Source organism: Enterococcus faecium (assembly GCF_029023785.1).
Lineage (GTDB): Bacteria > Bacillota > Bacilli > Lactobacillales > Enterococcaceae > Enterococcus_B > Enterococcus_B faecium.
In genome coordinates this window covers 398607-420726 of sequence record NZ_CP118955.1, presented here as the reverse complement: position 1 = coordinate 420726, position 22120 = coordinate 398607, and the positions used below count along the sequence as shown (strand labels likewise).

Annotated in this window: 17 protein-coding genes; 10 read left to right on the top strand and 7 right to left on the bottom strand. The window is 37.9% G+C overall.

What is annotated here, in order from left to right; translation table 11 throughout:
- Entirely contained in the window at positions 1–207 is a 207-nt protein-coding gene (locus PYW34_RS01990) for a hypothetical protein (RefSeq protein ID WP_002286271.1), read from the bottom strand.
- 244 nt (positions 208–451) lie between these two features.
- On the opposite strand from PYW34_RS01990, the gene PYW34_RS01985 reads away from it, so the two are divergent.
- The 3 genes from PYW34_RS01985 to PYW34_RS01975 all read left to right on the top strand — a co-directional run bounded on the left by PYW34_RS01985 (position 452) and on the right by PYW34_RS01975 (position 3216).
- Positions 452–1054, top strand: coding sequence for an accessory gene regulator B family protein (locus PYW34_RS01985; RefSeq protein ID WP_002296063.1), 603 nt, complete (start codon positions 452–454; stop codon positions 1052–1054).
- Positions 1055–1194: 140 nt separating this feature from the next.
- Positions 1195–2475, top strand: coding sequence for an ATP-binding protein (locus PYW34_RS01980; protein ID WP_002296065.1), 1281 nt, complete (start codon positions 1195–1197; stop codon positions 2473–2475).
- A gap of 12 nt (positions 2476–2487) precedes the next feature.
- On the top strand, positions 2488–3216 hold the full coding sequence (locus PYW34_RS01975; protein WP_002286278.1) for a LytR/AlgR family response regulator transcription factor: 729 nt from the start codon (positions 2488–2490) through the stop codon (positions 3214–3216).
- Positions 3217–3284: 68 nt separating this feature from the next.
- Here PYW34_RS01975 and PYW34_RS01970 read toward each other — a convergent pair whose 3' ends face one another.
- A complete protein-coding gene (locus PYW34_RS01970) occupies positions 3285–4808 on the bottom strand; it encodes a zinc ABC transporter substrate-binding protein AdcA (protein WP_002323306.1) in 1524 nt (507 codons plus the stop codon).
- A gap of 158 nt (positions 4809–4966) precedes the next feature.
- On the opposite strand from PYW34_RS01970, the gene PYW34_RS01965 reads away from it, so the two are divergent.
- Positions 4967–6241: an AI-2E family transporter gene (locus PYW34_RS01965; RefSeq protein ID WP_002286282.1), complete on the top strand. Its 1275-nt coding sequence runs from the start codon at positions 4967–4969 to the stop codon at positions 6239–6241.
- A 59-nt stretch (positions 6242–6300) separates the two neighbouring features.
- Here PYW34_RS01965 and treC read toward each other — a convergent pair whose 3' ends face one another.
- The 3 genes from treC to PYW34_RS01950 all read right to left on the bottom strand — a co-directional run bounded on the left by treC (position 6301) and on the right by PYW34_RS01950 (position 11748).
- The gene (gene treC, locus PYW34_RS01960) at positions 6301–7929 is read right to left on the bottom strand and encodes an alpha,alpha-phosphotrehalase (protein WP_002286285.1); all 1629 of its coding nucleotides are present in this window, start codon (positions 7927–7929) and stop codon (positions 6301–6303) included.
- 396 nt (positions 7930–8325) lie between these two features.
- Positions 8326–11037: an FtsX-like permease family protein gene (locus PYW34_RS01955; RefSeq protein ID WP_002286287.1), complete on the bottom strand. Its 2712-nt coding sequence runs from the start codon at positions 11035–11037 to the stop codon at positions 8326–8328.
- Positions 11038–11046: 9 nt separating this feature from the next.
- Positions 11047–11748: an ABC transporter ATP-binding protein gene (locus PYW34_RS01950; protein WP_002296067.1), complete on the bottom strand. Its 702-nt coding sequence runs from the start codon at positions 11746–11748 to the stop codon at positions 11047–11049.
- A 185-nt stretch (positions 11749–11933) separates the two neighbouring features.
- Between PYW34_RS01950 and PYW34_RS01945 the strand changes: the two genes are divergently transcribed.
- From PYW34_RS01945 to PYW34_RS01920, 6 genes are all read left to right on the top strand, one after another.
- Positions 11934–12533 (top strand): cysteine hydrolase, encoded by a 600-nt coding sequence (locus tag PYW34_RS01945; protein WP_002286292.1) that lies wholly within the window; start codon positions 11934–11936, stop codon positions 12531–12533.
- 80 nt (positions 12534–12613) lie between these two features.
- On the top strand, positions 12614–13627 hold the full coding sequence (rbsR, locus tag PYW34_RS01940) for a ribose utilization transcriptional repressor RbsR (RefSeq protein ID WP_002286293.1): 1014 nt from the start codon (positions 12614–12616) through the stop codon (positions 13625–13627).
- A gap of 107 nt (positions 13628–13734) precedes the next feature.
- On the top strand, positions 13735–14652 hold the full coding sequence (gene rbsK, locus PYW34_RS01935) for a ribokinase (protein ID WP_002286294.1): 918 nt from the start codon (positions 13735–13737) through the stop codon (positions 14650–14652).
- Positions 14653–14679: 27 nt separating this feature from the next.
- Positions 14680–15075, top strand: coding sequence for a D-ribose pyranase (rbsD, locus tag PYW34_RS01930; protein ID WP_002286295.1), 396 nt, complete (start codon positions 14680–14682; stop codon positions 15073–15075).
- The gene (locus PYW34_RS01925; protein WP_002286296.1) at positions 15075–16448 is read left to right on the top strand and encodes a PTS transporter subunit EIIC; all 1374 of its coding nucleotides are present in this window, start codon (positions 15075–15077) and stop codon (positions 16446–16448) included. Before rbsD ends, PYW34_RS01925 begins: the two co-directional genes overlap by 1 nt.
- A gap of 356 nt (positions 16449–16804) precedes the next feature.
- Positions 16805–18949, top strand: coding sequence for a glucosaminidase domain-containing protein (locus tag PYW34_RS01920; protein WP_002286297.1), 2145 nt, complete (start codon positions 16805–16807; stop codon positions 18947–18949).
- A gap of 51 nt (positions 18950–19000) precedes the next feature.
- On the opposite strand, the gene PYW34_RS01915 is transcribed toward PYW34_RS01920, so the two are convergent.
- Together PYW34_RS01915 and PYW34_RS01910 are read right to left on the bottom strand one after the other, a co-directional pair.
- Complete coding sequence (locus PYW34_RS01915; protein WP_002286298.1) at positions 19001–20041, bottom strand: aldose epimerase family protein; 1041 nt, start codon at positions 20039–20041, stop codon at positions 19001–19003.
- Between the two features lie 276 nt (positions 20042–20317).
- Positions 20318–22120 (bottom strand): FtsX-like permease family protein, encoded by a 1803-nt coding sequence (locus PYW34_RS01910; RefSeq protein WP_002286302.1) that lies wholly within the window; start codon positions 22118–22120, stop codon positions 20318–20320.

Here is a 22120-nt window from a genome sequence, read left to right as displayed (position 1 = left end):
TTATTCTTCTATTGTACTTGATTTGCGTACAACTAACTGCCAGTGCAGATTATGAGCGGTATCATTGTCTTCTACTGCGCATTTCATGACACGTATCATCACACTATTTTCATAGATTTTTTCTATTTTTCCTTTTATTGGTGATTCAAATAAATCAGATTTAAATGCATATGTTTCGCCGACTTCAAACAATTGTTCATTTTCCATAAGAATCCCTCCATCACCTTTTATAAGGTCAGTAATTTTTTAACATAAATCACTCGAAAAAGCACAAACTTGTCATAAAAAGTACTTTTCGTATCAAAACTGTCACTTTTTTTGGTAAGGTTCTTGGAAAACGAAGATTTTTTTAGGAGATCATGACGGTTTTGATGTCAAAACCACTTTTTATGAAACAAAAGACGTTTTTTATTTTTTTTAGCATAAAATTTGTGGTGGAGGTACGTATGAGATGAAAGATAAAGTTGTGAACAAATTATTAGAAGCCTTATTCAGCGGAGACAAATCGGAAGAAGATATGGTGTATGTCCAAGTAAAATTTGCCTTAGAAGTTTTATTGAATAATCTTGGAAAACTAGCGGTCGTTCTAGTCTTTTCTCTGGTGACAGGCTCATGGGCGGAAACAGGAATCACCTTTCTTTCTTATATCTGCATCCGCAGATATGCTTATGGATTGCATTCCGACTCTGAATTCGTTTGTCTGCTGTGGACACTACTTTATTTATGGGGCGTTCCCTTGGTGATGAAACATCTGCAATTGACTATCTCCTTCCCAATGATGGTCTTTTTGTTAATCAGCTGCTTTTTGTTACTGCTTCGCTATGGATCAAGAGGTACAGCAATCAATCCCATTGAACCCGAGAAACGTCCCCCATTATTAAAGAAGGCGATCAGCATGTTTCTAATTTTTTCTCTCATTACTTTATTTTTCTCAGCTTCTTACTTTTCTACCTATTTGCTACTTGGGATTGTTTTAGAAATAGCTACGTTGCTTCCTATTACAAACTACTTGATGAATTTTGGAGGAATCTTTCATGAAAAAAACAATCATTAAACAATTAACTAACTTATCTGACTTTTTTGTATCTGGCTGCTGCTTTGGTATGAGTTCTGAATTCAAAATCCCTGAAAAATTAAAAAAATAATACGCTAATTGTGCTATAATTTGGTAAAAATCAATGGGAGCTGTACTTTATGTTTTTATGGTCCATAGCGTTGCAATATTTGATTTACACAATTTGTATCTTATTGATTGACCATCACATCCGATACAAATATCTGTTTGCGGGAGTCATTCTGATTTCTTGTATTTTGATTGGATGGGTCTATTCGATTTTAGGGATTTTTACTGCTCTAATTGCTATAGGAATGCTGATGCTTACTTTTTTCTTCTTTTCGACTTCGCGTCAACAATTGGTTTACGCGCTTCCTTTTGGGTTATTGACGTCGCTTTTAGGAGATCACTTAACAAGCATCGACGATTTTTTTGTTTTGAAATCTTCGGTTATTGAACCAGGAGATTCATTGCAGTATTTTCACATTGTCTTATCCGCTTTTTTATCTGCTTTATTAGCTTTTTGTTTAAAAAAATCGTTAGAGACTTGGTTTCACACTGTGGACCGCCGTATGATCGGTACGATCGGGACATTGATATTATTTACATACTATATCATTATTTTTTATACCCGTTTTTCTGGTGAAACACCTGATGTCTTAGCTTTGAATACGAGTTTTTTCATTCTATATCTGTGTGTTGGCCTGATCATCTTGGTTTATTATTGGAAAATCTCTAATAAGAAATTAGCTGATCAGTTATTAGAGCAACAAGTCAGGATGCAACAGGATTATATCAAAGATCTAGAAAAAAACTATCAAGACTTGAGAGAATTCAAACATGATTACCAAAATCTGCTTTTTTCTCTTCACAGCTATATTTCAGAAGGCGACTTAGAAGGATTACGGTCTTATTATGATCAAACGATATTACCTACACGCCAGATGATGAACCTTTTTCCGGCCAATCTAAGTATGTTGGATAATATGAAAGTTCCTGAGATCCGTAGTTTACTGTCATTAAAACTCATGATGGCACAGGAAAAAGGGTTGATCGTCCAGCTTCATTTTCCTGAGCCAATCGAACTGGATACGAAACATACGGTAAACCTTGTACGTATGCTTGGTATTATCTTGGACAATGCGATTGAAGGAGCTAGTGCTGCAAAGAAGAAAAAAATCGAATTGACCATACTCAAGAAGAATCATTCCGTGATGATTCGTGTGATCAATACAACAACAAATACATTACCGTTAAACCAGTTGAAACAAAAAGGGTTCTCAACAAAAACAAATCCAAAAAACGAAGGCCTTGGCTTGTTTATCTTGGATGAATTGACAAAGACCAATCCTTATCTTTTCCTTGAAACATCAATTGAAAACCAGCGTTTTTCTCAAACGATTTATATACAAATAAAATAAAGGAGTAATGATATGATTCCCATTTATATTTGTGAAGACGATCCAAAACAATTAGAAGTTTTATCAACGGTGATCAAAAATAGAATCATGATTGAAAACTTAGACAGTTATGTCCATATTTCTACCTCTGATCCGGAAGAACTTCTCAATGCAGCCAAGATCAGAACTTCTTCTTTTGGTATTTACTTTTTAGATATCGAACTAGAAGACAGTGAAATGGATGGTGTAGCGATCGGTAAATTGATCCGTGAATTAGATCCTTTAGGAAAAATAATCTATGTGACTTCCCATACGGAAATGTCGATGAAAATCTTAAAAAGCAACATCGAACCGACTGATTATATCGTCAAAGAAGATCTTTATGATTTAAAAGAAAATGTCGAGCATATCCTGAGCAAAATTTTCGAAGATTTTCAAATGTCCCAAATCCAAAAAGATATCTTCAAAATAGAGTTTAATGATGAGATCAAATTTTTACCGATCAAAGACATCCAATATTTTTCTACTTCGCTAGGAGCGCCACATAAACTGGAAGTCCATTTGACTCATGCCCAATTACAATTCTATGAGAAGATCAAAGAAATCGAGAAAATGCATCGGAATTTTATCCGTTGTCATAAATCCTATGTTATCAATACACAAAATGTGCGGTCGATTAATAAAAAAACCAGAGAAGTCACGTTGGCAAACGGCGAGACCATCCCAGCCTCTATCCGTGGATTAAAGAAATTGATTTCATAAAAAGAACCGAATAGTTTGGACCGACTAAATGACCAGCCGATCCAAACCCTTCGGTTCTTTTTTGCCTATCAGTGCAAAAGCATTTCCTGTGCAATTTCACGTCCATCCATTGTATCTGGATAAAATGTTGGCCAATTCTCCATTTCTTTCAGCAATACTTCTTGACTTTCATTTCCTGCATATAAATGAAAATGTTCGGAGTCAGCCGGTGCAATCGTGTGATCACTGAATTGAATATATCTAAAAGCGCCACTTTCCTTATCTTCTGCTTCGAATAGATACCTTACGCCACGGTTTCCTGCCTCGTAGGTCAAGATTTCTTTCCCTACATAACGATAATTTGAACGTTTCGTTGTTCCATCCTTAAACGTAAATGCCATCTCTTTCTCACTGATCTTGATTGAAGCAATATCTGTTTGATAGCCCTTCGTATAATATTCTTTATATTCTTGTGCTGTCTTATCCTGATTCAATTTTTCTTTATATTCAAAAACAGGATCAAAAGTCCCATCTTCTACATACGTATCTACTGTTTGCCAAGTTCCTGCCCAATCTGAAAGAGAGCGATCTTGTACATCCTCGTCTTCAAAATAACCGTTGTAGACGCTCTTTTCTTTTTTGGGGGTCAAAGTATCTTCTAGCGGGTTTTCTGTCTCTGTCGTTTTTTTCAACGCTTCGAGGTTTGCTTCCATGATAGAAAGATAGTTTTCTCCATTTTCTATTTGTTCATTCGTCAATCCTTCCAAAGGATTCAATACTTCTAAAGATACACCTGCTTCGTTTGCTAACGTTCTGGCAATACTATCTTTGGCGTTTTCTTCAAAATAAATATAGTTGATTCCATGTTCTTTAACAAAGTGTTTCAGTTCAGCAATTCTCGCCGCAGACGGTTCTTCACTAGAAGAAAGACCAGCAATCGATACTTGATTCAATCCATATTCTAACGCTAGATAGTTGAATGCAGCATGTTGCGTGACAAAAGATCTTTGTTTTGCTTGCTTAAAGGTTTCTTGATAAAGCTGATGGAGTGCTTGAAGTTTCTCGGTATAGGCTGCTGCATTTTTTGTCCATACTTCCTGTTTTTCTGGGTAAGCTTCAATCAGCTGATCACGTATGTTTGCTACCTGCTTGATTGCTAAACTTGGAGCTAGCCATACATGTGGGTCTAGCTCATGTGTATGGCCTTCTTCCCCGTGTTCATGGTCATGATCATGTCCTTCTTCACTTCCCGGAAGTAAAAGCATACCTTCTGTCGCTTTTATCGTATGGACATTGCCTTCTTGTAATGTTTTTTGGATTGCGGGGACCCATGTTTCCATGTTTTCATCATTATAAACAAAGATATCTGTATCTTGGATCTTTGCCATGTCTTTAGCAGAAGGTTCATAATCGTGGGAATCAGTCCCTGCTGGAATCAATAACTCTACTTCTCCTTCATCCCCGACGATTGCTTTTGTAAAATCATACATGGGATAAAAGGTCGTCATCACGCTCAATTTTTCTTTACTGTCCTCGGCTTTCCCACTTGCCCCGCAAGCAGTTAACATACCTGCTAAAACCAGCATGGCCAATATACCTATCAATCGTTTCATTTATGACACTCCTCTTCTCATCTTCTTTCATTTGAATGTTCCGATTCGCTTTTCGCAAACCGTAATAGTTACGTTTTAGCAACAGGATTTAATTTATCATATGGTTAAAAGAACTGTCAAGCGTTTTCTTATTTTAATTGATGAGAAAGTTTATATGAATGATTGACGATATTTTTGCAATCAACCTCTATCATTTTCCTTTTATACCCGCTTTTGTCTATAATGAAGTTATAGATAAAGGAGGAAAAAGAGTGAAAAAAGAAACAGATACAACGAATCGTTTGATCCGCTTTTTAGGAGGAAAAACCTCTTACTATGTTTTAGGAATAGTTATCTTACTTGCGCTGATCATTTATTTTTTCCATCAGATCTCGTTTATATTCAAGCCTGTCGGAATCATTATCGCTACTATCTTGCCCCCATTATTGTTTGCACTGATCTTGTATTATCTTTTGGAACCAGTCATCAAACGTTTGAGCAAGCACCTTTCGAGGAACTTGTCAGTCATTATCGTTTATGTGATTATTTTATTTTTATTGGGGCTTGGAAGCATATGGCTTATTCCTTTTCTTGAAGAACAGGCAAAGACATTGATCAGTAGTTTGCCAGATTTGTTTCAAGATTTTCAAGAGAGTCTCCGACAATTTTTGGAGAAAACACCTTTTGCCGATTCATTTAATCAATTTTTTGCTTCTATTGACGACGTGACGTCTGATATAGCTGGATTTATTGGAAATTATTGGGAAAGTGGCGCACAACGGATCAGCAACATTTTTTCAACTGTTACAGCTATTTTTATTACTTTATTTACTGGTCCAATTGTCGCTTTTTTCCTTTTGAGAGATCCTCAAAAATTTTATCAGTCAGTTTTAGCGATTGTCCCACCAGCATTTCGTACAGATTTTAAAAATTTGACAAAGATTGCTAATCAACAATTGGGTTCATTTCTAAAGGGGCAAATCATTGCTTCATTTATCCTTGGAGCAGTCTACTGGGTTTGTTTCTTACTGATCGGATTAGAATTTGCTAGTGTTTTAGCTATTTCTGCTGGGTTGTTATGTATCATTCCATATATTGGGCCGTTTATCGCCTTCTTTCCAGGTTTGATCATTGCATTCCAAGACTCTACTTTTATGGCTGTCAAATTTGTCATTGTCTGGTTTGCCGTACAACTTCTCCACGGTGACTTGGTGATTCCTCGAGTAATGGGTGATCGTTTACAGATCCATCCGATTACGATCTTAATCGTTTTACTTGTCATGGGTGATCTAATGGGAATTGTGGGCGTTATTTTTGGTATTCCTATCTATACGTTAGTCAAATTACTCGTTACTTTTATTTTCCGTAAATTCAAACAACGCTACAATAAATTTTATGGCGATAAAGGAGAGTATGAAAACTCTTCATTTTCTGAAGAAGATTATTTTAAATAAAACACAAAACGTCGATCTTACGAGAATAGCTCGTAGGAACGACGTTTTGTGTTTTTGTTTTAATTTTTCAGCAAAGCAATTGCCTGGTATGGTTTTAGCTCCAGACTTTGATGAAGAACAGTATCGGAATAATTATCGATAAGAATATTGGCTTCTGTGAATCCTTCTGGGATGGCGATCCTTGTATCTTTATCATAGAAATTTGTTAATACAAGCAGCTGCTGTCCTTCAAATTGGCGAAGAAAGCCATAAACTTCCGGATGATTTGCTTCATAAGCATGATAATCTCCTTGTGCAACGATTGGATATGTTTTTCTCAGCCGAATCAATTTCTTGTAATAGGACAAAATAGAATCTTCAGAAGATAGTTCTTTTTCTACATTAATCTCTTCTAGCTTGCCTCCAACTTTTAACCAAGGTTTCCCTGTAGTAAATCCTGCTTGTTCTGTGTCTGACCATTGCATGGGTGTTCGAGAGTTATCGCGAGATTTTGCTTTGATCCGACGAAACGCTTCTTTTTCTGTGAATCCTTGTTCAAGGAGTAACTTATAAGCATTCAAACTTTCTACGTCAATATAGTCGGAAATCGATGAATAGTCTGGGTCGATCATGCCGATTTCTTCTCCCATATAAATATAGGGCGTCCCACGGTTCAAATGGATCATGGTTGCTAGCATCTCTGCTCCTTGTTTTCGATACTGATCGATAGCTACAAATCGATTGAGCGCACGTGGCTGATCATGATTATTAAAAAATAGAGCATTCCAGCCGTTACCCTCACTCATCTTTTCTCCCCATGTATGAAATAGTCGCTTTAATTCTGCAAAATCAAATGGAGGAGTAGACCATTTATTCCCATTTTCATAATCGACTTTCAAATGATGGAAATTAAAGACCATTGATAATTCTTCTCTACTAGGTTCTGTATACAAGATACAATTTTCGATCGTCGTAGAGCTCATTTCACCGACTGTGATGATAGTGGAATCCGTCCCAAACGTTGCTTGGTTCAATTCTTTTAGATACGTATGGGTGATTGGTTTGTCCGTATATTCAGGTTTGCCATCATTTTCTTTATTATTTTTCAATTGTTCGTCTTTACCGATAACATTGATAACATCGAAACGGAATCCTTTTACCCCTTTTTCCATCCAAAAACGAACAACTTTGAATAGTTCCTCTCTTACTGCTTGGTTCCGCCAGTTCAAGTCAGCTTGTGTCCGATCATATAAGTGCAAATAATATTTCCCCGTATCTCCAAATGGCGACCAAGCACTTCCACCAAATTTTGATACCCAATCCGTTGGCTCTTCTCTTAAAATGAAGAAGTCCTGATAATGCTGGTCCCCTGCTAGTGCTTTTTTGAACCATTCATGTTCTGTCGAAACGTGATTCAGCACCATATCGAGCATGATTTCTATCCGGTATTTCTTTGCTTCGGCTATTAGCTGTTCGAATTCCTCCATCGTACCAAAGATAGGATCGATGGCTGTGTAATCAGAGATATCATAACCGTTGTCTTTTTGAGGGCTTGGATAAATAGGGTTTAGCCAAATCATGTCGATGCCTAGATCATTCAGATACGGGAGTTTTTCTTTGATTCCTTTTAAATCTCCAATTCCATCACCATTACTGTCTTTGTAAGATTTGGGATAGATTTGGTAAATGACTTTGTCTTTAAATGTCATGGATATTTACCTCCATTCAACTGATTTATTACCTACCACAACTTATATATACAAGTTATCATTTATTATTATAACTGAACCGAAAGCGTTTGTAAAATTTATCTTTATACATTCTAAGAGGTCTGTTGCCCAATAAAAAACAAGAGATCAGACATGTATTTGTCTATCCTCTTGTTTAAAATAGCAAAATATTCTTGTTTCTTCTATAAATGGTGTTCAAAAGCTTTTATCTACGGCAATCAGTCTTCTCAAATGTAAAACATGAGGAGCTAATTTTATTTGAGTATTCTTTTTGCTCGATGCAGGACGGCTTTTTTACAACCTCTGATTCATGGTGTTCAATTAGCAGCTGACCCTCGTTATTAGCTCAAAACGCTGATTTCACAACCTCTGTTTTTATTCATTCGATTTCAACGCATCAATCATATCGATATGCTTTAATTTGAAATGGGTAACAATCATCACAATAACCGTAAATACGATAGTTAATCCTGCTGATAAGACATAAGCCCACCATGTGATCACTAATGGAAAGATGACATTCTCCATAGACGCTTGTTGCAAGATGAAGTCAGTCAATATATATCCTACACCAAATCCTCCGATGATTCCTAAAAGAGTAAAGATGATATTTTCTCGAACAATGTACATCGTGACTTCTTTATCAAAAAATCCAAGGACTTTTATTGTAGATAATTCGCGTACACGCTCGGAAATATTGATATTAGTTAGATTATACAAGACGATAAAAGCCAGCAGTCCTGATAATACGACAAAGATTAAGACAACCGAGTCTAAGTTCGCCATTGATTCTTCTTGCGTTTCGATTTGTTTGGACATGAAAGACGTATTTGTCACAGCGTCTGTGGCAAGCAGTTTCTCGGAAAGCATTTCTTCTTCTTTTGTTGTCATCTTATCTGTACGCAGCAAAAATGCATTATCCATCATCGATTGATCAGTAACTGAAGCATAATATTCAGGGGACATATAAATAAAGCTACCTAGATAGTTTTTCACGATTTCTTTTACTTCGACTTTCCATTCTTTTTGATCTTCATCATAAAGCGAAATATGATCTCCTGTAGATAAGTCAAATAGTTCTGCTACTTTTTGCGTAATAGCGATTCCTGTTTTAGGCAAGGAGCGTGGGTTCTCTTCAAGATCAGTTAAATGGATAAAACGATCCAAATCAGCTGTTTTACTTGGTACGATCACTGTCAGACTTTGCGAAGCATGTCCTTTTTTTCTCAATTCTACGGTTTGAGTATGAATAGCTAGGATCTCATTTACTTTTTCTTGCTTCTGCAGCATATCCGCTGCTTTTTGACGACTATCTTCCGTGGATGAATCCAATGTAACGATTGCTTGATAGTCAATGATCGGTCCAAATTGTTTGGCTGAAACAGAACTTAGAGAATCTTTCAATCCCACGCCTGCAACCATCAGCCCGGCACATCCAGCAATTCCGATAATCGCCATAAGCATTCTTGACTTATATCGGAAGAGATTTCGGTAACTGATTTTTTGATTAAAGCTAAGGCGTGACCACAGCGGAGTGATGTATTCAAGAAAAATGCGTTTCCCTGGCTTCGGTGCTTTCGGTTGAAGCAATGCAGCAGGCCGTTCTCTTAAATCTTTGAATAAAACGATCATTGCAGCGCCAAATGCGGCAATGAAGAATGCGGCAGCTGCTTGTAAAATCGGCGGCCAGTCATAAAAAATAAGCGCACTCCCAATATCATACCGCTCGTTAGACAGCTCAAAAATGATCCTTGGCAAAAGATTCGTTCCTAATATCGTTCCTAAAACAATACCTATCCCTGAGGCTAGACTTGCATAGATTGCATATTTTTTTGCGATTTCAACTTTCGTATAACCTAACGCCTTTAATGTCCCGATTTCCCTGCGGTTTTCTTCTACCATACGTGTCATTGTCGTAAAGGTGATCAATGCGGCAATAAAGAAAAAGAAAACAGGAAAAACATTGGCAATCGCAGCGATACGATCAGACAGATCACCAAATTCTTGAAAACCGACATTTTCTGAACGTTCATTGTATAGGTATGATGGTTTAGTTAAATTTTCAATTTTTTCTGCATTTCGATTCAATTCTTCCTCTGCAGAGGCCAGTTCACGTTCTTTCTCAACTAATTGCCTTTCTTGTTCAGCAAGTTGAGCTTCTTGTTGAGATAATGTTTGAACAGCGATTGTTCGTTGCGCTTCAGGAAGCTGCTGGATAGTTGCTGACTGTTGCGCTAACTGTTTTTTAGCATCTTCTAACCGTGTTCTTGCTTGCGTTGTTTGTGCTTTGCCATCCGCTATTTTTTGCTGTGCCGGTTCTAATTCTTCGTTGGCCGATTTTTTCAGCTCTTCTAAGCGTTCTTCGGGTCGATCTTGTAAATACTTTTCTGCCTTTTCTTGATTTTGCTCCATTTTATCTTTGTAAGCTTTGCTGTACGTATTCAAATTCTTTACGTTTGTAAAATCAAGATATAAGACAGAATAAATATCTGTTTTAAAAACGGATTCAGGTAAATAGACAAAATAATCGACGCTACCATTTCCGACGTTCGCGTATCCTCTCTCCAAATTGTTGATGAACAATGGAGAACGGACAAAGCCCGTGATGGTATACTCTTTTTCTTTCAATTCATCTGAATCAATCTGATAAATATCACCGATTTTATACCCTTCATCTTCCGCTTTTTCATCCAATACAAGCTGGTTTGGTTTTTCCGGGAGTTTTCCATCAGTTAATTGTAGCTTGTTCTGCTTGTTATTTTTGTTATAAGAAAATATTTGAATCACTTCGTTTTTGCCAGTATTGGAATAATAGATCTGTTTTCCTGTTTCTACTTTTGCATCTGGGATCTTTTCTGCTTGAGCAATATCTTTTTGTGTCAAGCCACCAGTAGAAACGATTTGCAAATCAGAAAGTCCTGCTGTACCAACATAGTGATCCATCGTTTTTTGCATGACAGGTCCAGCAGTTTTGACACCTACAAATAAAAGTGTTCCTAGCATGACAATAAGGATGATTGCAATGAATCGTCCTTTAGATTGCCGAATTTCGCGAAAACCTGCTTTAAGATATGTTCTTGTTTTCATAAAATCCCCCTACCATACAATCTCATCAATGGATGAAGGATGATCATTTAATTCAACAGACCTTACTTTAGCATCATTAATGTGAATGACTCTATCAGCGATGGGCGCTAAAGCAGAATTATGTGTAATGATCAAAACGGTATTGCCGTGTTGTCTGCTAGCGTTTTGCAATAATTTCAATACTTGCTTGCCCGTTTCAAAATCCAGCGCGCCTGTCGGTTCATCACATAAAAGAAGTTTGGGATTTTTAGCTAGTGCACGAGCAATTGAAACCCTCTGCTGTTCGCCTCCTGATAATTGGGACGGAAAGTTATTCAATCGATGAGCTAGGCCCACTTGCCTCAATACCTCTACAGGATCAAGCGCATCAGGAGAAACTTCCGTTGCCAATTCCACATTTTCTTTTGCTGTTAGATTAGGAACGAGATTGTAGAATTGGAAAACGAACCCTACATCTGTTCGTCGGTAAGCAGTAAGCTGTTTATCTGAAAATTGCGCAATATCTGTGTCATCAATAATGATCTGACCTTCATCAGGTGTATCCATCCCACCTAAAATATTAAGAATCGTTGACTTTCCTGCTCCACTTGGACCAAGTATAATCACTAATTCGCCTTTTTCAATTGAAAAAGAAATATCGTCATTTGCTGTAATGGTCGTTTCTCCCATTTTGTATCGTTTGTATTCATTTTTTACTTCGACATACTTCACTCTGATTCCTCCATTTTCACGATATTTCTCGCTATATCTATGCATCGAATGCGTTTTCTCACACTTATTTATTTTACCACTGAATTTCTCTAGACTAAAGAAAGGAATCCTTTAATTTAGTTGACAAATAAACGATTTATGATTTACTTACATAAAAAACATTGTTATTTGAAAGAAGGAACATCATGAATGATTTAAAGGAAAATATGATTTTTGATTTATCAAAAACTGCTTTTGTCGCGATCGACATGCAAAAAGAGATCGTAAATAACGGTACACTCTCTCCACACACTGCAGCATCTATTCTGACAAACAATGATTTGTTAGTAAGAACATTGAAACGTACCGCTGCCTTGAAAGTTTTAGTGAACGTAGACATCTCCACTTTCCCTTATTTGAGTCAACAAACTGATATGGGTGGAATGACTGCTTCTGTACCTCCAGAATTCACTGATTTACTTTTGAAGGATTCTTTGAAAGATACAGATAATATGTTGACTATCACAAAATACAATCCAAGTGCTTTTTTTGGTACTTCTCTTGATCTTCAACTTCGCCGGCGTGGAATCGAAACTATCATTTTAAGCGGTGTAGCGACAACAAACGGTGTATATGCTACTGCATTAGATGCCTTTCAACACGGGTACCATATCGTGCTTGCTGAAGATGCTTGCAGTGATCGTGACAAAGAATCCCATCAATTGTTCATAAAAAAGATATTTCCGAAAACTGCACGAGTACGCTCAACGAAACAAATAATCGAAGCTATCCAACAAAGCAAATAAGTACTGGCACACGTGATTTTCATTTACTTCTTTTTGATTTCATGGGAAAATAACCACAGGATTTAGATAGGAGTATGAACATGGTGAAAAAAAAGATCACAATCAAAGAAGTCGCTAAACTTTCCGGCGTTTCAATCACAACTGTCTCCTTGATATTAAATGGAAATACGGAGAAATTCAGTCCGAAAACTGTTCAGAAAGTTTTAGCTGCCAAAGAAGAATTAGGCTATCAGCCTGACTATTTTGCTAGACAAATGATTACCAAGGAAACGAAAACAATTGGTGTACTCGTTCCTGATATCACGAATCCATTCTTCAGTACACTGATGCGAGGAATTGAGGATATCTTGTATAAGCAGAATTTCGTCACGATATTATGTAATGCTGATTCTGATCATCAAAAAGAAATCGAATATCTAGCCGAGCTCACACGTCGAGGTGTGGATGGATTCATTATCGCGACTTCTGCTGTCTCTACAGATGCAATCAACGAAAATTTGAAAAAACAAGGCCGGCCCTTCATTGTTTTGGATCAGAAAAAATCTGAAGGATTTAGTGATGCCGTACGAACAGACGATTTTCGCGGTGGTTACCTAGCGGGCATGCACTTGCTTAGTCTAGGACATCAAACGATCGCCCTTGTCTATCCTGAAAATCCACCGGAAAATGTCCACGCTCGGATTGAGGGGTTTAAATCTGCTCTTGATGTTTACCAAATCCCTCACGACCAACTGATCCTCTTACCTACACAGTTCTCAAAACAAGGTGGCTACCAGATCACAGCAGAACTTCTTGATTCTGCTGCAACTGGTGTGTTTGCTTTAAATGATGAATTAGCTTTTGGATTATATCGCGGATTAGAGGAAGCTGGAAAAAGCATCCCTGAAGACTACAGCATTATTGGCTATGATAATATAGATATGTGCGAGTATATCAAGCCGAAACTGACAACGATCGCACAACCAATCTTCGAATTGGGACAAACATCTGCCAAGTTATTGTTAGATCGGATCCAATTCCCAGAAAAAGAATGGGAAGAAAAAAGATTACCTGTACGATTAGAAAAAAGATTTTCAACTGCACCCTTGAAATAGCTTTCAAGGTGTGCTATATTTTTATCGAACTATTAAAACGTTTTACTAAAACGTTTTAAAAAATAATTTTCCCATCAAAATAAATGAGATAGTTGGAGGTTTGTAAAATGAACACGGTTACAGTAATTGGAAGTATTAATATGGACACTACCCTTCGTTTAACCAACATGCCCAAGCCAGGCGAAACGATGCATGCGCATGAGATTTTTCACGCTGGCGGAGGTAAAGGTGCCAACCAAGCAGTGGCAGCCAAACGTTCAGGCGCACGGACATCTTTTATTGGAGGCGTTGGGGCTGACAGCGAAGGACAACAGTTATTAGATCTACTGACAAAAGAAAACATCGATACATCTGGGATAGCTGAAATCCAAGGCGCCACAACCGGACAAGCAATGATTATGGTAGACGCAGCAGGAGAAAATAGTATCTTGATCCATGCAGGGGCAAATAATGCTTTCCATGAACAAGAAGTCCTAAAAAACAAGCAACTGATTACAAACAGTGACTTTATTATTGCTCAGTTTGAAAGTAGCTTAGATGCGACGATCCTAGCTTTTTCTATTGCAAAAGACGCAGGAAAAACAACGATCCTGAATCCTGCACCAGCTCGTGAAACGATTCCTACTGAACTACTTGAAAAGACAGATATCATTATACCAAATGAAACAGAAACAGAAATCATTACAGGAATCAGAGTGACAGATCATAACAGTTTGGTCGCAGCAGCCGAAAAACTCCATGAATTAGGTATTGGAACAGTAATCATTACACTAGGCAGTGCCGGCGCTTTCTATCATACAGAAAAAGAACACGGTATCGTCCCTGCTTTTAAAGTGGATGCCGTTGACACAACAGCCGCAGGTGATACATTTATTGGCGCATTAAGCAGCACACTTCAGCCAGACCTTAGTAACTTGAAAGAAGCGATCCTTTATGGAAATCTAGCCTCTTCTGTTGCTGTGCAGTCTTATGGTGCGCAACCTTCTATCCCTTACCGCGAAGCTTTAGAACAATCAGCAGTCTAAAATTAACAATGAGAGGAAGAAACAAACATGAAAAAAGGAAAAGTAATCAATTCAGATATTTCACGAGTAATCGCACAAATGGGGCACTTTGATAAATTAAGTATCGGGGATGCAGGCATGCCTGTCCCCTTTGGTACTGAAAAAATAGATTTGGCTGTCTCAAACGGTCTTCCAAGTTTTTTATCTGTTTTAGAAAACGTTTTAGAAGAACTTGAGGTACAATCGATTGAATTGGCGGAAGAAATAAAGACAATGAACCCGGAAATATTGGAAAAAATCAAATTATTGTTACCAGATACACCGATTAGCTTTATCCCACATGAAGAAATGAAAAAAGAGTTGAATAACTGTCATGCATTTATTCGTACAGGCGAAATGACACCTTACGCCAATATTATATTAGTGAGTGGAGTGGTCTTCTAATGGAAACGACAATGAATCCTGAACAGATGGTACTGTCCGAGCAGATTCATATGCTGATTGAACAGTTGGGAGGAAAAGACAATATTGATTCTGTCCTTCCATGTGCGACTCGGCTTCGTATCAAATTGAAAAAACAGCCAGTAGCCAATGCAGAAAAATTAAAACAGCAAATCCCTTCCATTAAGTATTTCATTTTACTCGATAGATATGCAGAAATAATCATGGATCAGGGATTGGCTCCTGCTTACAAGGAATTGACGCGTCAAATCGATCATTCAGCTCCGAAAGAAAAGCTAAATCCGATCGAAAAACTATTTGGTTTGATATCGGAAATCTTTACGCCGATCATTCCGCTGTTTGCCGGTTCTGGTATATTAAAAGGTCTGGTTGTTTTAGCGACTACGATTGGCTGGCTTAGTGAAACAAGCGGAACTTATCATATTTTGTCTGCTGCGTCGAATGCCGTCTTTTATTTTCTGCCAATCTTTCTTGCTTTTTCTGCTGCCAAAACGTTTAAAGTGAATGGATATATTGCGGCTGTCATTGCTGCAGCACTGATTGAACCGAATCTGACCTCTTTACTTTCAGACAGTGGCAAAGCAGCTACTGATTTTCTGGGGATTCCTGTAGTACTGATGCAGTATACGTCTACTGTCATGCCGGCGATTTTAGGTATTTTCTTTTATTCTTTTGTTGAAAAATTCCTCAAAAAATATATTCGCGAAAATATGCAATTAGTATTTGTACCTTTACTTTCATTAGTTATCACGGTTCCTTTGACGTTAATGGTATTCGGGCCTGCGGGTGTTTACCTTGGCGAAGGTTTAGCTGCCGCAATTACTTGGATGATGGATATTAACGGACCGATCAGTGGCGCAATCATCGCTGGTGGTTGGAATATTTTGGTAATATTTGGTATCCAATGGGCTGTAAACCCTGTCATGATCAGTAATATCTCTGCTTATGGGTTCGACCGAATCGTTCCGTTGACAGGAGCAGCCAATTTTGGAATGGCTGGTGCAGCTTTAGGTGTATTTCTGCGAAGTAAACGTTCAAAAACCCGTTCGATCTCCGGTTCTGCTTTTGCTTCGATTTTACTTGCGGGAGTGACCGAACCAACTGTTTACGGAATTGCGATCCCATTGAAAAAACCATTTGTTGCTGCTTGCATTGGTGCAGCTGCTGGTGGAGCTGTAATGGGATTTGCCCAAGTGAAAGCGATCGCTTTTGTATTTGGTAGTCTGACCACATTGCCTGCATTCATTTCCGGTACTTTTTTCTGGTACTTAGCAGGACTGGCTGTTAGTCTAGTCGTAGCAATGATCACTACTCTCGTTAGCGGGTTTGATGAAGACCTAATGTCTTATGAATAGTTAATGAAAAAGACTGAAGTATGAGATGTTTATCACATATTTCAGTCTTTTTCTTTTTAGGATCATTATTTTTATAAATTTTTGTGATACTTTCCAAACTTTGGTATAATTTACATATGCATAACCATTTTTATCCCCACTTGTTTATCCCCAAACAAAGGTGGTCTATGCAATAAAATGAACGTCAAAGAAAAACGAATGAATGCTCGTTGCTTATTTACAAATTGTTTTATTTAGAATACACAGACAGATTTATGAAAAGAAAAAGCTTTTCGACACGATTATCTGTTCCAAAAAATGTCTAATGAATGCTGAATAAGACAGAAAATCAATGAAAGGAAAAGGACTAGTTTATTATGAAAAATAAAAAAACGATACGTTTGCTAGCTGCTACTTGGCTGATTGCTCCGTCTGTTTTGTCGACCAATACCGTATTTGCCGTAGATAATCAAATAGCTGATCAAACAGTCACAACAGATACGACTACATCCAGCTCAGCTACTAGTGAAACAACGGATTCTTTTACAGAAGACCCAACTGGAACAACTAACTCAACAACAGGATCGACCGAGCCAACTGAAATTGATCCGGCTGATCCATCAGAAAATGAAAAGCCAGCCGAGACATATTCCCTTACAATTGCTCCTTCTTTGATTGGTAAGATCCAACTGACTGCTTCGACAGCGGATTCCCCTGAACAGCAACCTTTGGATATTACGGAAAGTGGAACGGTAGAAGGTTTATTAGCGGAAACGAAGGTAACTTACACTATTACGCCAGCTGAAGGTGAACAAATTGCTTCAGTCGCTGTTAATGGTGCCAAAGAAGTAAATTATGATGCAAAGACCTTTACAGTAGGTACGAACAATTTATCTATTACTGCAGAATTTAAAGCTGGACCGGATACTTCAACAGAGAAACCAACTGATCCTAGTGAAGAAGTCCCTAGTACACCAGATCCGGAAACGCCAAACAAACCAGATGTGGGTAATAACAACAATAATAATGGTTCAAATAATTCAAACAATAATAACAATAATTCGAACAGCGGGAATTCTTCGAATCAAACAAACCCATCTGGATCGAATAACAATGGAAATACTCAGAGAGAACCAAACCATCCAAACAATGGTTCATCGAATGGCGGAACGAACAATGCTTCATCTCGTCCAAATACAGCAAATCAAAGCGGTATAGAGAATCCATCTTCTGCTTCTTCTGATTTTGTTGTAAAATCACCAATTGATGCTGTATTGCCTACAAATACAACGAATGTCCAACAAGCAATCGTTCGAGAAGCATTCAAGCATCTTGGAAAACCATATGTATGGGGAGCAAAAGGTCCAAATACTTTTGACTGTTCTGGTTTGACTTATTACGTATATATGAAAGCAACCGGTCATTATATCGGTGGCTGGACAGGCGAACAGCAATATGCAGGTACGCAGATTCCAGTAAGTCAGGCCCAACCTGGCGATCTCGTCTTCTGGGGACCTTCTTCCGGTGTTACTCACCATGTAGGTATCTATATTGGGAACGGACAATTTATCCATGCGCCTCAACCAGGAGATAAAGTTCGAGTAACTTCTATTTCAGATTTCACGCCTGATTTTGCTGTCCGAGTAAACTTAGCAGGTTTACCTGCTGCTTCAGGTTCGCTGACAGGCGGCTCATCTATTTTAGATGGATTAGATGGCTCGTTCCATTTCAGTCAAAACCAAACAACTGATCAGTTCTTGAAAAAGATTGCAGATGATGCACAGGAAATCGGGCAAAAAGAAGGAATCTACGCATCAGTCATGATGGCTCAAGCTATCCTTGAAAGTGGATCTGGAAACAGCTTATTATCAAGCGAACCAAATCATAACCTTTTTGGTATCAAAGGATCATATAAAGGAAGCAGCGTGACCTTCAATACACTTGAACAAGATAGTTCCGGACAAAGCTACCAAATCCGCGCACAATTCCGTAAATATCCTTCTTACAAGGAAAGTTTGGAAGACTATGCCGACTTGATCAAAAATGGACTGACTGGCAATCCTGATTTCTACAAACCAACTTGGAAGTCGGAAACAAAAGACTACAAAGAAGCAACCAAATATTTGGAAGGACGTTATGCTACAGATCGCCAATATTCACAAAAATTGAACGCGATCATCGAAGCGTACGACCTGACAAAATATGATGAACCGAAAAAAGAAGCAGCAACAACTGAAGAAGCAAACGCTGAAATCCTCAATATGTCTAAGCGATTCGATGTGCCAATCAAATGGACAACAGATGGCGTGCCAATCACAGGATTAGAATTTTCAACGATAAAACGCGTCAACAACGCTTCTTCCATCTTCCGTGTCGCTTCAATCTGGGATTTGTGGAACAATTTTACGGCAAGACAGATACCAGAAACAACTACTCGTACAGTTAAAGCTGCAACTGTTCCTGTACTAACCTTGTTAAGTTTAGACAAATCATTCTGGCTTGATCTGCCTTTAAAGAAATAGAATAAATTAAAAAGGGGATGTGACACTGTCACACTCCCTTTTTAATTTATTCTATTTCTTTATATTTATTTTGTATTCCGTTACAAACTCGCGTACTTGGTTAGGTTCCAGAGTGACATCTCCAAAACTTTCAAGTCGCTCCGCTCCTGGCAGTTCTTGAGTCTCAAATGTGATACCGCCATGATTTACTAATTTATTCCCGCGCATTTCCGGTCCATCTTCTCCAAAATTTGCTGTAAAAATCACGATTCCTGAAGCATCTGTTTTTACTTGGATCGATACTTTTTCATCTGGGCTTGTCAATTCCGCAGCATTTAGTAAACCAGATTGTTTTTTCAACAAAAATGGATGATCGATGCCGCCCACTATCATTGATTGGCGAAAATCACTGGCAAAGACCTCACCTAATTTTTTAGGACGTTGGAAGTCAAATGCTGTGCCACTTACTGAAACTACTTCTCCTGTAGGCGTTGTATCTTTATTGAGCGTAGCAAATAATCGGCTATTCAACCAAAGTATATGTTCGTCGATTGACTGTGCTGGATCACCGGTTAAATTGAAATAGACATGATTTGTAGGATTGAATACTGTTTTGCGGTCACTGATCCCTTGGACCGTCACTCGCCATGTATCATCGTTCGTCAGCGTATACCGTACTTCTACATCTAAAGTTCCAGGAAATCCGTTTTCCATATCTGGGCTAGTCTGATAGAAAATGACCGATGCTTCGTTTTCACCATTGATGACTGTATAATGCCACTGCTTGGCTTCAAAGCTAGGTGCACCACCATGTAAACAATGACCAGTGTCCGGGTCTGTTTTTACTTCGAACGTTTCATCATCTAATTTGAATGTGCCATTCGTAATCCGTCCAGCCATACGTCCGATTGAAGCACCGATATAAGGGTCTTTTTCTAGATATTCTTTTGCTTCATCAAAACCTAAGATCAACTCTCGTTTTTCATTATCGATTATTGTTTGAAAATGAACAACCCGTGCCCCAAGATCACTGACAGACAAAGATGTCCCATTTTGATTCGTGATCGTAATCAAGTGATAGTTTTCGCCAAAATTTTGTTCATTGATTTCCATGTTCCTTGCACCCTCTTTTCTTTCATTTGCACTGATTCCAGTATACATGGAAACCGTTTTCTTAACAGCTTATTCCGTGAGTAACGAGAAAAAATTTACTATATTCTAATAAAAGACCGTGAAAAAAAGGTTGTGACAAAAATATTGTCACAACCTCTTTTTCCGAACAAACGGTGTTCAAAAGCTTGCATCTGCGGTAATAAGCCCAACCAAACGAAAAATATGAGGAGCTATTTTTGCTTGGCTGTTCTTATTACTTGATGCAGGACAGCTTTTTCACAATCTCTTTTTCAATACGATTCCAGTATATAACCATGTCGTCAGTACATAGTAGATGAAATACAATACGAAGAAGATCGTAAACGGAACCCAAATATCTTTGTATGGATTTTGCATGAATAGACCAAACATTTGTAATCCGAATAAGACATGGACTACACCTAAGATTCCTGGTGCTAAGAATAACACGCCTACTTCTCTACGGATCGATTGTTTAAGCAACCCGCGTCGTGTTCCTATCTTTTCAAGCATTTCATAACGAGCAATGTCACTCTTGCTTCCTGACAAGATCTTGAACATCAAACAGCTAGCAAGCATGGTCAAGAAAGCTAAACCTAGGAAGAATCCCATAAATTCAAAACCAGAGAATAGACCATTATACACTTCATACATTTCATATTTCTGGTTGCTGTACTCTACTTTTTGCAAAGATGGATTGTTCATTTTATTTTGAGCAACAAGTGTTTCGATTGGTTTCAGGTTTGCTTGGAAGTCTTTTACCTGAACTAGCTGTAAAGTGGATTGTGGCAAGTTCAGTTGATCAAATTCTGATTGACTGACTACCTTGATTTCTTTTTCTTGCTGTTCCGGCAATTCATAGCTTCGAAGTTCCTCTTGTACAGTCAGTTCATTCATTTTTTTAGCAGGAACTTTTTCTTTCGTGATCTTCGGCGGTGTTCCATCTTCATGTTTTATCATGATCAATGGTTGAGCCGCAAATTCACTTGCATTATAGTAAATCGTTCCCGCATCTTCTTTTTGAGTATAAGAAGCAGAAAGTGTTGGTGAAAGTTCTTTGATTTTTTGCTGATCTTCTGCCCGAGGATTATTCATCACTAGATCATATCCAGAATTGTTTTCTGTCAAGTCTGCAATTTCATTTTTAAAACCTAATCCTACCGTCAAAGCGCCCAGTGCCAAGGCAAACAGCATAGCGACCATTGAGAGCATTTGTGTATATTCACGAATACGAAAGTTTAACTGTGACAATGTGAAATTGTTCAATTTTTTCAATGAAATCTGTTCTGATTTCTTTAGTAATGATAAAAAGAAAATGATCACAGAATGGAAAATGAAATAAGTTCCTAATACGATCGTAACTAAGGCTACCCCTATACCAAAGACTTGATAGGTCCCCACGTGTTTCATCATATAGTAACCGCAGCCTAGAAAAGCAATTCCCAGTACTACTTCAAGGAAAAACAAGAATTTATGCTGCTTGATTCTTGTTGGTGTCTGATCCGCACGAATCAATGCTAAAATCGGTTTTTTGACAATCGAAAAAGCATTGACAACAGCAGCTAATAAAAACAAAACAGCAAAAAACAAAACAGTGATCAACAACCCGTGAATACTAAAAGGTGTAAAATGCGAAATATTGAGATCTAACTGATCCACTAATAATCGGTGGACGATACTTGTCAATCCTACACCGACAGCTGAACCCACTAAAGTAGCTGCGATCCCTACTAAGAATGTTTCAGAAAAAATCATCTGTGCGATTTTTCTGCCTTTTGCTCCCAGCATCATAAACATTGCATAGTCTTTTTGCCGCATCGTCATCAAAAAGGAATTTGCATATAAAATATAAACGAATGTGATGATCCCTAGTAAAACAGAACCGAATCGGAAAATGATAACTGTAGCCGCAACGATCGTATTACTTTTCAAAAAAGCTTCGTTGCTTGCCATTGATTCAAACATGTAAAAAATAGCAGATGCCATAACTAATCCTGAGAATAACACCAAGTAGTCTCTTAAACGGCTCTTGATCCCAGTAAGTGATAATTTCCAAAGCAT

Bases quoted from the DNA above. Each gene is read 5' to 3' on its own strand.
- PYW34_RS01990 (WP_002286271.1), bottom strand. From the start codon at position 207: ATGGAAAATGAACAATTGTTTGAAGTCGGCGAAACATATGCATTTAAA.
- PYW34_RS01985 (WP_002296063.1), top strand. From the start codon at position 452: ATGAAAGATAAAGTTGTGAACAAATTATTAGAAGCCTTATTCAGCGGA.
- PYW34_RS01980 (WP_002296065.1), top strand. From the start codon at position 1,195: ATGTTTTTATGGTCCATAGCGTTGCAATATTTGATTTACACAATTTGT.
- PYW34_RS01975 (WP_002286278.1), top strand. From the start codon at position 2,488: ATGATTCCCATTTATATTTGTGAAGACGATCCAAAACAATTAGAAGTT.
- PYW34_RS01970 (WP_002323306.1), bottom strand. From the start codon at position 4,808: ATGAAACGATTGATAGGTATATTGGCCATGCTGGTTTTAGCAGGTATG.
- PYW34_RS01965 (WP_002286282.1), top strand. From the start codon at position 4,967: ATGATTGACGATATTTTTGCAATCAACCTCTATCATTTTCCTTTTATA.
- treC (WP_002286285.1), bottom strand. From the start codon at position 7,929: ATGACATTTAAAGACAAAGTCATTTACCAAATCTATCCCAAATCTTAC.
- PYW34_RS01955 (WP_002286287.1), bottom strand. From the start codon at position 11,037: ATGAAAACAAGAACATATCTTAAAGCAGGTTTTCGCGAAATTCGGCAA.
- PYW34_RS01945 (WP_002286292.1), top strand. From the start codon at position 11,934: ATGAATGATTTAAAGGAAAATATGATTTTTGATTTATCAAAAACTGCT.
- rbsR (WP_002286293.1), top strand. From the start codon at position 12,614: ATGGTGAAAAAAAAGATCACAATCAAAGAAGTCGCTAAACTTTCCGGC.
- rbsK (WP_002286294.1), top strand. From the start codon at position 13,735: ATGAACACGGTTACAGTAATTGGAAGTATTAATATGGACACTACCCTT.
- rbsD (WP_002286295.1), top strand. From the start codon at position 14,680: ATGAAAAAAGGAAAAGTAATCAATTCAGATATTTCACGAGTAATCGCA.
- PYW34_RS01925 (WP_002286296.1), top strand. From the start codon at position 15,075: ATGGAAACGACAATGAATCCTGAACAGATGGTACTGTCCGAGCAGATT.
- PYW34_RS01920 (WP_002286297.1), top strand. From the start codon at position 16,805: ATGAAAAATAAAAAAACGATACGTTTGCTAGCTGCTACTTGGCTGATT.
- PYW34_RS01915 (WP_002286298.1), bottom strand. From the start codon at position 20,041: ATGGAAATCAATGAACAAAATTTTGGCGAAAACTATCACTTGATTACG.
- PYW34_RS01910 (WP_002286302.1), bottom strand. From the start codon at position 22,120: ATGCTTTGGAAATTATCACTTACTGGGATCAAGAGCCGTTTAAGAGAC.